At 44.5% G+C, this 12,331-nt stretch carries 14 protein-coding genes; 2 read left to right on the forward strand and 12 right to left on the reverse strand.

The features are described from left to right. Positions 1-9 precede the first annotated feature (9 nt). The 6 genes from NSU16_RS16020 to NSU16_RS16045 all read right to left on the reverse strand — a co-directional run bounded on the left by NSU16_RS16020 (position 10) and on the right by NSU16_RS16045 (position 5,997). Positions 10-912, reverse strand: a complete 903-nt coding sequence (locus NSU16_RS16020; RefSeq protein WP_339191479.1) for a carbohydrate ABC transporter permease — start codon at positions 910-912, stop codon at positions 10-12. A 3-nt stretch (positions 913-915) separates the two neighbouring features. Further along, positions 916-1,794 carry a sugar ABC transporter permease gene (locus NSU16_RS16025; protein WP_168748687.1) on the reverse strand — a complete coding sequence of 293 codons (879 nt, stop codon included), beginning with the start codon at positions 1,792-1,794 and terminating at the stop codon, positions 916-918. A 57-nt stretch (positions 1,795-1,851) separates the two neighbouring features. Continuing rightward, positions 1,852-3,120 carry an ABC transporter substrate-binding protein gene (locus NSU16_RS16030; RefSeq protein ID WP_339191481.1) on the reverse strand — a complete coding sequence of 423 codons (1,269 nt, stop codon included), beginning with the start codon at positions 3,118-3,120 and terminating at the stop codon, positions 1,852-1,854. A gap of 80 nt (positions 3,121-3,200) precedes the next feature. Continuing rightward, positions 3,201-4,187 (reverse strand): fructosamine deglycase FrlB, encoded by a 987-nt coding sequence (gene frlB / locus NSU16_RS16035; protein ID WP_339191483.1) that lies wholly within the window; start codon positions 4,185-4,187, stop codon positions 3,201-3,203. A gap of 214 nt (positions 4,188-4,401) precedes the next feature. Further along, positions 4,402-4,776, reverse strand: coding sequence for a nucleotide excision repair endonuclease (locus tag NSU16_RS16040; protein ID WP_010331777.1), 375 nt, complete (start codon positions 4,774-4,776; stop codon positions 4,402-4,404). A 102-nt stretch (positions 4,777-4,878) separates the two neighbouring features. Next, positions 4,879-5,997 carry an FAD-binding oxidoreductase gene (locus NSU16_RS16045; RefSeq protein WP_268504679.1) on the reverse strand — a complete coding sequence of 373 codons (1,119 nt, stop codon included), beginning with the start codon at positions 5,995-5,997 and terminating at the stop codon, positions 4,879-4,881. A 158-nt stretch (positions 5,998-6,155) separates the two neighbouring features. Between NSU16_RS16045 and NSU16_RS16050 the strand changes: the two genes are divergently transcribed. Next, complete coding sequence (locus tag NSU16_RS16050; protein ID WP_339191486.1) at positions 6,156-6,311, forward strand: spore protein; 156 nt, start codon at positions 6,156-6,158, stop codon at positions 6,309-6,311. Next, positions 6,311-6,586, forward strand: coding sequence for a hypothetical protein (locus NSU16_RS16055; protein WP_339191488.1), 276 nt, complete (start codon positions 6,311-6,313; stop codon positions 6,584-6,586). Before NSU16_RS16050 ends, NSU16_RS16055 begins: the two co-directional genes overlap by 1 nt. 97 nt (positions 6,587-6,683) lie before the next feature. Here the strand turns inward: NSU16_RS16055 and sufB are convergent, their stop codons facing one another. The 6 genes from sufB to NSU16_RS16085 all read right to left on the reverse strand — a co-directional run bounded on the left by sufB (position 6,684) and on the right by NSU16_RS16085 (position 12,201). Continuing rightward, complete coding sequence (gene sufB, locus NSU16_RS16060; RefSeq protein ID WP_003228608.1) at positions 6,684-8,081, reverse strand: Fe-S cluster assembly protein SufB; 1,398 nt, start codon at positions 8,079-8,081, stop codon at positions 6,684-6,686. A 20-nt stretch (positions 8,082-8,101) separates the two neighbouring features. Then, a complete protein-coding gene (gene sufU / locus NSU16_RS16065) occupies positions 8,102-8,545 on the reverse strand; it encodes a Fe-S cluster assembly sulfur transfer protein SufU (RefSeq protein ID WP_003222809.1) in 444 nt (147 codons plus the stop codon). Further along, positions 8,535-9,755 carry a cysteine desulfurase SufS gene (gene sufS, locus NSU16_RS16070; RefSeq protein ID WP_168748693.1) on the reverse strand — a complete coding sequence of 407 codons (1,221 nt, stop codon included), beginning with the start codon at positions 9,753-9,755 and terminating at the stop codon, positions 8,535-8,537. The genes sufU and sufS overlap by 11 nt, the downstream gene beginning before the upstream one ends. Then, positions 9,755-11,068 (reverse strand): Fe-S cluster assembly protein SufD, encoded by a 1,314-nt coding sequence (sufD, locus tag NSU16_RS16075; protein WP_010331787.1) that lies wholly within the window; start codon positions 11,066-11,068, stop codon positions 9,755-9,757. Before sufD ends, sufS begins: the two co-directional genes overlap by 1 nt. 17 nt (positions 11,069-11,085) lie before the next feature. Continuing rightward, positions 11,086-11,871, reverse strand: coding sequence for a Fe-S cluster assembly ATPase SufC (sufC, locus tag NSU16_RS16080; RefSeq protein ID WP_168748694.1), 786 nt, complete (start codon positions 11,869-11,871; stop codon positions 11,086-11,088). A gap of 177 nt (positions 11,872-12,048) precedes the next feature. Further along, positions 12,049-12,201, reverse strand: coding sequence for a hypothetical protein (locus NSU16_RS16085; protein WP_010331789.1), 153 nt, complete (start codon positions 12,199-12,201; stop codon positions 12,049-12,051). Positions 12,202-12,331 lie beyond the last annotated feature (130 nt).

Here is a 12,331-nt window from a genome sequence, read left to right on the forward strand (position 1 = left end):
CTTCCTCCTTTATCCTTTTACGCTTCCGCTTGCAATCCCGCGGACAAAATATTTCTGCATAAATAAAAATAGAATAATAATCGGCGCAGCAGAAATCGTTAATCCCGCCAGCAAGACGCCCCAATCCGTCTGCAGTGCATCTCGGAACTGCATCAGCCCCGCCGGAATGGTCCGCAAATTCTCGTCATCTATGAAAATAATCGCAAACATAAACTCATTCCACGTATGGTAAGCCGTCAAAATGCCCGACGTCACTAAAATAGGCACACTCATTGGTAAGAAAATTCTGAAAAATACTCCAAAACTCGTACACCCATCTAAATAAGCCGCCTCTTCCAATTCTTTAGAAATAGAAAGAAAATAAGAGCGGATCAAAATGATGGTAAACGGAATCCGATAAGCCGCATAAGGCAATATCAAAGCCCAATACGTATTGTAAAGCCCCAGCGATTGAATAATGGAATAAAGCGGCACAAGACTGACCTGAGGTGTCAGCATCAAACCGCCAAGACAAAGCACCAAAAAGAACCCTTTTCCTTTAAACTCGAACCTCGAAAGCCCGTACGCTCCCCATGCGCTGATAAAGACAGTGATTACACATGTCAGCGCCGTCACGATCACACTGTTCATAAAATAAGAAGAAATTCCCTGATTCCAGGCGGACACAAAATTCTCCGGATGCCACGAAGACGGCAGCGACCAGCTGTTCTCAAAAATATCATCCGAGCTTTTAAAGGCGCTCATGACCATCCATAAAAGCGGATAAGCAATCGCGATAAGATAGAGAAACAGAAAAACCCACACAGACGTTTCTCCGATATACCATTTTCGCCTCGGCCTTCTTTTCACCTCGATGTGCCGGTCAGGCACAGGCTCTAATCTGAATGAATCTGTCTTCTTTTGAGGCAGCATCTGTTAGTCCTCCTTTCCGGTTTTAAAGAACTTCATTTGCATGAGCGACAAAGCAAGCGTAATGATTAACACAACAGTGGCAATCGCTGAAGCATAGCCCATCATATCCTTTGTAAAGGCGCTTTTATATAAGAACGTGCTTAATACCTCAGAAGCGTTCCCCGGTCCGCCGCCTGTCAAAATGTATGGTTCATTAAATACCGTAAAGGCGCCGGTCAGCGTCATGACCACCGCAACAAAAGACATCTCTTTCGTCTGGGGAATGGTAATGTGAAAAAACTGCTGAATTTTTCCCGCGCCGTCAAGACGCGCCGCTTCATACAGTTCATCCGGTATTTTTTGAATCGACACAATGTACAGCATTGCGATATAACCGACAGACTGCCACTGAGATACAAAGATGACAGAAAGCATAGCCGTGCTGTCATCCCCGAGCCATGCCCTTGTCAGCTGATCAAGACCAACCGCCTGAAGCAGCTGATTCAAAAGCCCCGTCTCAGGGTTGTAAATAAAATCAAACAAAAGCGCGATAACCGTCATCGAGATGACAACCGGCAAAAAGAAAACGGTACGAAAAAAAGGCGACCATTTTCTGACCAGCTTATCCTCAAGCACCGCCGCCAAAATTAAACCGCCAAACACCTGGCATACAATTGAGATCACTGCGTAGAGCACGTTATTCGTGAGGGCTTGATAAAAGACAGGATCACGAAATAATTCAACATAGTTCTTCAATCCGATAAACGTTTTTTCCGGAGAAAAAGAGCTCCATTGAAACAGACTGAGAAAGACATTCTCAAAAATCGGGATATAAACGAAAAGTAAAAAAACAAGAGCCGGCAGCAAAAACAAATAGGGGATTATTCTATTTTGATTGACCAAGGATAACTCATCTCCTTTATAAAAAGAAAAGGTGCGTCGCTTCACCTTTTCTTTGATTTATTCAGCTGATGCCCGCACTTGCTTGGCTGCTTTTTGGACGGCTTTCATGACCTGCTTCGGTGTCATGTCGCCGCCAAGCATTTGCTGGACGCTTGTTAAGTACACATCTGCGATTTCAACATCAACATCCATGTCGAACCACGGAACCATTGATTTGGCATCTACGATATGCTGAACGGCTTCACGCTGTATGGCTGTAGAATTTTCTTCGGTTGCCGTCCCTTGCACCGCACTGTATTTGCCGACGTCTTTGACGAGCTTTTCACCCATTTTTTTCGACGTCAGAAATTGCAAAAATTCCACTGCTTCCTTTGGATGTTTTGTTTTCGAGGAAATCATAAATCCTTCAGGCGCCCCCGTTAACGCTTCCGAAGATCCTTTTTGCCCGCTGATTTTAGGGAATGAGAACATCCCTAGATTCACTGGCTCAACCAGTTTGATTTCAGCAGTTTCCGCATATATCATCGCCGACTTTCCGCTCTTAAATTGCTGTCTCACATATTCATGGTCGACGGAGTTTACATGTTTATTGAAGTAAGGCATCAGTTCCTGCAGCTTTTCAAGTGCTTTCACATAGCCTTCATCGGTAAATTCACCCGTTTTGGCGTTATAGTCCTTTTCTCTTGTTTTTTCATCGACCAACCGCTGATTCAGCGTGCCGATATAATGTGAGATTGTCCAAGTCGCTTTTGTTCCGAAACTGATCGGTGTATAGCCATTTTCTTTCAGCTTCTTCGAGACATCGATGAGTTCATCCCAAGTCGCCGGGGGCTCTAGATTGAGCTTTTTAAATATGTCTTTATTATAGAAAAATGATTTAGCGTCCATTTGCCACGGCACGCCATATTGTTTGTTTTCATACGTAAATGGTGTAACTTGCGATTGAACGAGCTGTGATGACCAATCTGTATCATCTTTGTAGTAGGACGAGAGATCAAGTGCTTTCTTTCCTCTGATAAATTTAAAAGCAAACTCGTCACTCCATGAGAAGTAAATATCAGGAGGGCTGCTGGTTCCCAGCATAACTTTAATTTTATCTTTATAGGAGTCATTCAAAACCGCTTCAGTTTGAATGTCGATATCCGGATGCTCTTTCTCAAATTCCTTTACAACCTCTTCAAAATACCTTTTTTCCGGCTCCTTCGGCCATCTGTGGAAAAATTTCAATGTCACCTTTCCATCGGCTGAACTGCCCTGGCTCGAACAGCCCGCAATGGTGAGTATACTGACAGCTGCAATGATCAAAAATAAAAACATTTTCTTCAAAGGGTTGGCCTCCTCTGGACATTAGACTATAATGTTATATAACATTATAGTCTAATGCATAATGGTTCCTCTTTTTCAGATCAATACTCAACTTTCCACATGTATCTTCTATGAGATAAAGGATGATTTCTCGCTTCTGCCAAAGCGTCCGCATAGCTTCTCAGCACACGGTTAAGAACGAGCGGAGCAAGATAGCCTTTTACTGAATCGTCAATTGCAGTGAAGTCGTAAGATGCGGCATCGAGCACAGTCAGCTTTTTGCCATATTTTTTCGAGAAGGTAAGCGCCCGCTCTTCAAGAGGCCTTGTTTCATCTAAACCGAGCAGGATGATAAACGGCACGGATTCATCAATAATTTCGAACGGTCCGTGAAAATATTCTCCGGCATGAATGGCGTGGGAATGAATCCATTGCATTTCCATGAGAATGCAGATGCTGTAGGAGTAAGCGACACCGTAGTTTGCACCGCTTGCCATTGTATAAATGATGCTTTCTTTTTCATGTGTTTTTGCAAATTGCTGTGCGTTGTCAGCTTCCTGCTTAAGGGCTTCATCATACACAGCCTGCAATTGATCTAAACCTGCAATTGCTTTTTCAAATGTCGTATTGTTTTCTAATACCTGCAAAGTGCCGAAAACGATTTGATATAGAACACCATAGTTCGTATTGATCGCCTGCGCCTCATCACCCCAGTCATACTGGGCGACATATTGCGCTTCCTGTGCTAAAGGAGACTCCGGCTTATACGTCATTGCAATCGTAAGCGCGCCTTTGCTTCTCGCAAATGCAGCGGCTTTTACCGTTTCCGGGGTATTTCCCGAGTGCGAGCACAAAATGACAAGAGACTTTTCACCAAGCTGCACAGGGTTTCGCTGAATAAATTCATTAGAGCTGTAAAGGTCAGAGCTGATTGATTTTGACTCCCTGTCAAACACATATTTACTCGGATACATAATGGCCGAAGACCCTCCGCATGCGACAAAGAATACATGGTCGATGGTTTTTCCTTTCAAATCCTGCAAGAAAGCTTGAACCTCACGATTAACTTTTGCTGTGACCTGACTCAAATCCTTCACTCCTCGTTTTTATTATATAACGTTATATAACATTATATATTGTTATATTAAAGTCCAGAGATAAGAATGTCAATATTATTTTCTGAAATTTCTCATTAATTCACTCGAATAATAGACAAATATCTATCTGCGGAAAAATGCCCAAATGAAAAGCCAGAACTTAATATAAGCTCTGGCCTCGCTGTTCAATCCGCAGACTGACTTCTTATTTAAAAAATACCTTGTCTATATTATACTTCGAGTGCTGTGTATTGATGATATAGGTTTCATAAATTTCTCTTTCCATTGGATCTTCAACTACACATACTTCAATTTTATAAACTTCGTCCCTGTGATTTTTAATCGGTGAGACAGTGTCTTCAAAATGTTTCTTAATTCTCTGTCTTAACTTTCTGGCTTTACCGACAAATAGCAGTTCGTCATGAATGTTATAAAACATGAAGATGCCGCCTTTATCCCTTGGTATCTGGTGAAAGTCAATGAACCCGTAAATCGCCTTTATTTTCGGCTCGTTATCATTAGCTGACTGCTGTCGTTCAGTGATGGTGACATTCGGTGCGGGTATATCAATTTTTATCAAAATCAGTTCACGTCCTCTTTTTCATTAAAGATAAATGCTAACACAGACAGGAAAGAAAAGCTAGAACAGCTTTACTATATTTGTTTGTCATGCCTTTCATTATTATGCAAGCGCACAGGCAAGATCATAAGGGCTAAGGTCTATTTCTGTCTGCTTTCCGAGAACGAGCTTTGCGAGCTCTGAACCGAGAAACGGTCCCATCGTTAGTCCCGACGCGCCTAAACCGTTAGCGGCGTAAAGTCCTTGAACATTCGGCACGGCACCCACCACTGGCAGAAACCCCGGTGTAAACGGTCTGAAGCCCACTCTTGTTTCAATGACTGTGCTGTCAGCAAGCCCAGGGGCTGCGGCAAGTGCTTTGCTCAAGACTTCATGCTGTCCCCCTGCTGTCACACGCAGGTCTTTAAGATCGGCCTCATTTTCATGGGTGGCGCCTGCTACAATTCTGCCGTCATCAAAGGACAAAATATACTGGTCATTCGGCGGCATCACCACCGGCCATGATCCAGTATCTGCACTAGGAATTTCAAAATGCATAATTTGCGCCTTCTGAAAGGATACTTGAAAATGAATGCCCAGAGGCTTCATCAACTCATTGGCCCATGCCCCTCCAGTCACGATCACACTATCAGCCTCAAACTGCTGTTTGTCTGTTTGGACACCGGTGACTCTTCCGCTTTCAAAACACAAGGACGCATTTCCTTTTTCAATGACCGCACCATGTTTCTCTGCAGCATTCAAAAGCGACCGGCAAAGCGCCCTCCCGTTCACACGGGCGGCACCGCTGATATGAACCGATTCATAGCCATCAGCTAAAATGGGAAACAGCTTTTTCGTTTCACTCGCGGACAAACGGGTGATGTCACCGATCTCCGGCGCATGCTCGCGCCGCTTATACGCCCGCTCCTCCATCTTATCGAGCTTCGCCGCATCAGTGTGAATGCTGATCGCACCGACACGCTTGTATCCGGTGTCTGTTTCACCGTCCTCTTCCAGTTGCTTGATTAAATCATTATAGTATCGCGCTCCGCCTTTAGCGAGCTGATACCAATCCTGATTGCGTCGCTGCGAAAGCCAAGGGCAGACGATCCCTGCCGCCGCGTCTGTCGCTTGTCCCGGCTCATTCCGGTCAATCACCGTAACCCGGGCTCCTGATTTTGCGAGATGATAAGCCGTCGATGCACCTAGTATGCCTGCGCCGACGATGATGTAAGACTTCATATGGAAACACCTTTTCTTTTATAATATCTATTCATTTTACCAAATAGAGTGCTTTCCTTCGACCTTTAGCCCCAATATGGAAAAACCGCGAAGTTCGTCCAATCTCTTCACTCTCCTATCGAATATCCTGTCACTATCAACAGAGAAAGGATGATACCATGAGCGAAAATCGTCATGAAAATGAAGAAAACACAGACCGCAATACAGCAGTTGCAAAAGTCCAAAACAGCGGCAATTCAAATGTTGTGGTCAACGTGAATACTGATCAGGACCAGGCACAGGCACAGGCGCAGTCACAAGACGGGGAAGAGTAATGAACGAAAATATTATTCCTATCAACAGACATGCTGCGGAAATGCCCAAAAATGGCTCTGTTATTGAAAACAGCGGCAATTCGGAAGTCCATATTGATATTCACATTGACACAATGCCGATTGCCTTTGCCGCTTTATGCTCTGCATTAGCCGCAAAGCAGATGACAAAAGATGAATTCGACACAGCCTATGCTCAATTATTAGAGATGAACAGCAATTATACCAACAGAACATCTGTGGTGAAAGTTGTTAACCCCGAGACAACAGAAAACTGAGAAAGAACAATACCGTGCGTGCCCTCTCGGCCCACGGTTTTCTTCTGCATATAAAAAGGACGCGTCTGAAAACCAGTCGCGCCCTTTTTTATTAACATTAACCGATAGAACCTTCCATTTCGAACTTAATCAAACGGTTCATTTCAACTGCGTATTCCATTGGAAGCTCTTTTGTGAATGGCTCGATGAAGCCCATTACGATCATTTCAGTCGCTTCTTCTTCGGAAATGCCGCGGCTCATCAAGTAGAAGAGCTGCTCTTCAGATACTTTAGACACTTTCGCTTCGTGCTCTAATGAAATGTTATCATTTAAGATTTCATTGTAAGGAATTGTGTCTGAAGTAGATTTGTTATCCATAATGAGCGTATCGCACTCGATGTTGGAACGGGCGCCTTCCGCTTTGCGTCCGAAGTGGACGATTCCGCGGTACGTTACTTTTCCGCCTTGTTTTGAAATCGATTTTGATACGATTGTGGATGATGTGTTTGGTGCAAGGTGAATCATTTTCGCACCCGCATCCTGATGCTGGCCTTTACCTGCAAGAGCGATAGAAAGCGTCATACCGCGCGCGCCTTCGCCTTTTAAGATACAAGCAGGATATTTCATTGTCAGTTTAGAACCGATGTTGCCGTCGATCCATTCCATCGTTGCGTTTTCTTCACATACTGTACGCTTCGTTACTAGGTTGTAAACGTTGTTCGCCCAGTTTTGGATCGTTGTATAACGGCAGTAGCCGCCTTTTTTCACGATAATCTCAACAACCGCACTGTGAAGTGAGTTTGTTGTGTAAACAGGCGCAGTACATCCCTCAACGTAATGCACGCTTGCTTCTTCGTCAACGATGATCAGCGTACGTTCGAACTGACCCATGTTTTCAGAGTTGATACGGAAGTAAGCTTGAAGCGGTGTTTCAACCTTTACGCCTTTTGGCACGTAGATGAAAGATCCGCCGGACCAAACAGCTGAGTTCAGCGCCGCAAACTTGTTATCAGTCGGCGGAATCACTTTTGCCCAGTGCTCACGGAAAATGTCTTCATTTTCTTTCAGCGCGCTGTCTGTGTCTTTAAAGACGATGCCTTGCGCTTCAAGATCTTCCTTCATGTTGTGGTATACAACCTCAGATTCGTACTGAGCAGAAACACCCGCAAGGTATTTTTGTTCAGCTTCAGGAATCCCGAGCTTGTCGAATGTTTGCTTAATTTCTTCAGGAACTTCATCCCAAGAACGCTCTGAACGCTCAGACGGTTTTACGTAGTACGTAATTTCGTCAAAGTTCAGTGAGTTTAGATCTCCGCCCCATTGTGGCATTGGCATGTTGTAGAAATGTTCAAGTGATTTCAAGCGGAAATCAAGCATCCATTGAGGCTCTTCTTTCATGCGAGAAATTTCTTCTACGATTTCTTTTGTCAATCCGCGCTCTGAACGGAAAATGGAAACGTCCTTGTCGTGAAAACCATATTTGTATTCACCAATATCAGGCATTTTTTTAGCCATCCATTTTCACTCCAATCCTTTTAATTGCCGCCCTCTTCTTTAGCGACTCCTTTTTCAAGTGCCTTCCATGACAGGGTTGCACATTTAATACGGGCCGGGAATTTTGAAACGCCTTGAAGGGCTTCAATATCACCCAAATCTATAGAATCATCGTATTCTTTCCCTTGCATCATATCTGAGAAAATCTTAGACATGGAAAGGGCTGTTTCAATATCTTTCCCTTTAATCGCCTGAGTCATCATCGAAGCGGATGCCATTGAAATGGAACAGCCTTCCCCTTCAAATTTCGCATCTTCCACGATGTCTCCGTCAAGCTTCATTGTCAGTCTGATACGGTCGCCGCATGTCGGATTGTTCATATCCACGACGATGCTGTCATTCAAAACCCCTTTGTTGCGCGGGTTTTTGTAATGATCCATAATCACTTGTCTGTACAATGTATCTAAGTTTGCATTAAAAGACATTTGTAAAATACTCCTTTGTCTTTTGAAGAGCTTCCACAAGCTTATCAATCTCTTCCTCTGTATTATACAGATAAAAGCTTGCTCTCGCAGTAGCAGTTACATCCAGCCATTTCATCAGCGGCTGGGCGCAATGGTGACCGGCTCTGACAGCGATCCCTTCCGCATCAAGTACGGTTGCCACATCGTGCGGATGAACATCATCAAGATTAAATGTGATCAGCCCGGCACGCTCTTCCGGTCCGTAAACCGTCACGCCGTCAAGCTGACGGAAGCGTTCAAGCGCATAAGCTGCAAGCTTGTGCTCGTGGCGGGAAATCTCATCAAGGCCGATTTCTTCAAGAAAATCAATGGCGGCACCAAGACCGATTGCTCCAGCAATAATCGGAGTACCCGCTTCGAATTTCCACGGAAGCTCTTTCCAAGTTGATTCATAAAGCCCGACAAAGTCGATCATTTCACCGCCGAATTCGGCAGGCTCCATGTTTTCCAGCAGGGCTCTCTTTCCGTACAGCACACCTACTCCAGTAGGACCGCACATTTTGTGGGAAGAAAGCGCAAAGAAGTCGCAATCGAGATCCTGCACGTCAATTTTCATGTGAGGCGCGCTTTGTGCACCGTCCACCACAATGACAGCCCCATTGTCATGAGCGATTTTCGCCATTTCTTTTATCGGGTTGACCGTGCCGAGAACGTTAGACACATGAGAGACCGCAACAATCTTTGTATTGCTTGTGACCGTTGCTCTGACATCATCTAATGAAATCGTGCCGTCTTCCTGCAGCGGAATATATTTTAATGTGGCGCCAGTCGCTTTGACAGCCTGCTGCCACGGAATGATATTCGCATGATGCTCCATATAGGTGATGACCACTTCATCACCCGGTTTGAGGTTGGCGCGTGCATAGCTTATCGCCACCATGTTCAGTGATGTGGTCGTGCCTTTTGTGAAAATAATCTCAGCCATTGACTTCGCGTTAATAAACTTGCGGACTTTTTCACGCGCTCCTTCATAACCGTCTGTCGCTCTGGTTCCAAGCGTATGGACGCCCCGGTGAACATTGGAATTGTATTGGTTATAATACTTATCCAGTGTTTCAATGACAGCACGCGGCTTCTGGGAAGTCGCCGCGCTGTCGAGATAAACGAGATCATGTCCGTTCACTTGCTGATGAAGGATCGGGAACTGTTCACGAATATCTGTGATATTCATTACTTCACTTTCCTTTCGATAACAGAAACCAATTGTTTCTTAACGCCTTCAATCGGAAGTTCGTTAACTACCGGCGCAAGGAATCCGTAGATGACTAAGCGTTCTGCTTCTTCTTTCGAAATACCGCGGCTCATCAGGTAGTAAAGCTGAATAGGGTCCACACGGCCGACAGATGCCGCATGTCCTGCCGTTACATCGTCTTCGTCAATTAAAAGAATAGGGTTTGCGTCTCCGCGCGCTTTTTCGCTGAGCATCAGCACTCGGGATTCCTGTTCCGCATTCGCTTTAGAAGCGCCATGTTCGATTTTGCCGATTCCGTTAAAGATAGAAGAAGCGGAATCCTTCATCACACCGTGCTTCAAGATATATCCTTCAGAAGCTTTACCGAAATGAATGATTTGTGTCGTAAAGTTTTCTGTTTGCTCTCCTCTTCCGACAACAACCGTTTTCGTGTCGCCGTAAGTGCCGTCACCGTAAAGGTTTGTTGTGTTTTCGGAAATGGTGTCGCCATCGTTCATGAGGCCGAGTGCCCACTCGATTTTGCTGTCGCGTCCGCGCGCAGCACCACGGCGGTTGACATAAGTTGTCACGCCGGAAGACAGAGTATCCACCGCACCGTATGTCACACTGGCATTATCACCTGTGATAACCTCACTGATAATATTGAATACAGCATCTTTCGGGTTAACCGTGCTGATGTAGTTTTCTACATACGTTACTGAGCTATGGTCTTCCGCCACAATCAATACGTGGTTGAATAGAGCTGTATCGTTGCTCTCGTGGACATAAACAGCCTGAACCGGCGTCTCCACCTGAACATTTTTCGGAACATATAGGAATGCCCCTCCGTTCACAAGAGCTGCGTGAAGTGCGGTTAATTTATGCTCATCAACCTTCACGCCGTCTTTCATAAAGTATTTCTCCACTAAGTCGCTGTGCTCGCGTGCAGCAGTCAAAATATCAGTAAAGATGACGCCTTTGTCTTTCAATTCCTGAGAAAGAGAAAGGAATGCAGGCGTCTGATCACGCTGAACATATAACGTTTTATCTTCGTTTTCAACATCGATCAGCGCTTTTGCTTCATCAGTCAAATCCTCTAATGAAGAAAGCGGCTCATTATCAACTGTATGCTTCGCGAAGTTCGTGAAGTTCCAGTTTGTAATTTTTGTTTTGTCAGGCTTCGGCATCGGCAGATCCTCAGCTTGTTCAAGAGCCTGTAAGCGCAGGTTTTTCAGCCAGGCAGGTTCTTGATGCTTTTCGGAAAAGCTTTTGAGATACTCCTGATCTACGGATAGTTTTGTATCTAGTGTCATATTAATCCCCCTAACGCTTACGCTTCTTGGCCTACAGTTTCGTCTTCAATGCCAAGTTCTTTTTTGATCCAGTCATAACCTTCTGCTTCAAGACGCTGTGCAAGCTCTGCACCGCCGGATTTCACAACGCGGCCTTGCATCATAACGTGAACAACATCAGGAGTGATGTAGTTTAACAGGCGCTGATAGTGAGTGATCATCAGGCAGCCGAAGCTTTCGTTGCGCATTTTGTTGATCCCTTTTGATACAACTTTCAGAGCGTCAATATCAAGACCTGAGTCGATTTCATCAAGGATGGCGATTTTCGGTTCAATCATCATTAATTGAAGAATTTCGTTGCGTTTTTTCTCCCCGCCTGAGAAGCCTTCGTTGAGGTAGCGCTGAGCCATTTCAGGGTCCATTTCTAAGAATTCCATGTTTTCGTCCATTTTGCGGATGAATTTCATAAGAGAAATTTCATCGCCTTCTTCTCTGCGCGCGTTGATCGCAGAACGAAGGAAGTCGGCATTTGTCACACCGCTGATTTCACTTGGGTACTGCATTGCAAGGAACAAACCTGCCTGCGCACGCTCGTCCACTTCCATCTCCAGTACATCTTTGCCGTCAAGCGTGATGCTGCCTTTTGTTACTTCATATTTAGGATGCCCCATAATGGCAGCTGACAGAGTTGATTTACCAGTACCGTTCGGTCCCATTACCGCGTGGAACTCTCCGCCTTTTATTTCAAGGTTTACACCTTTTAAGATCTCTTTCCCTTCGATTTCAACGTGAAGATCTTTGATCGTTAATGTTGAAGCAGCCATATCTATACCTCCAAAAATATATAATCATTATTCTCATTTTATTCTCATTCTAATTTTATAACAAATGAAAAGTAAATACAACTTTTTATCGTGCCTTGCACATTTCTCAAGTTTAACAAAGTTCAGCACTTTATTAAAGCAATTGAAAAAGAAAAAGAGTGGATTCCCACCCTTTTTTTAAAGACCGATTTTCTCATTAAGCTCAGCAGAATACCGCTTGCATTTTTTATATTCAAGCTCTCTCTGCCGCTCAACTTCCATTCTTGTATCCAGCCGGCGTCCGTATTCCTCGTATCCGATTCCATGAGACAGCTGCATCGCTTTTTCCATTTCTGACGTATAATCGAGGTCCAGTCTGTCCTGGCTGCTGCAAATAATGAATCAATCCCTTCATTTATTTACTGCTATTGTATCAGCTCCAAGACCGATGCTGCAAAATGGATATGGCTTGATATAACAT

The organism is Bacillus sp. FSL K6-1003 (genome assembly GCF_037964945.1).
Classification (GTDB): Bacteria; Bacillota; Bacilli; order Bacillales; family Bacillaceae; genus Bacillus; species Bacillus mojavensis.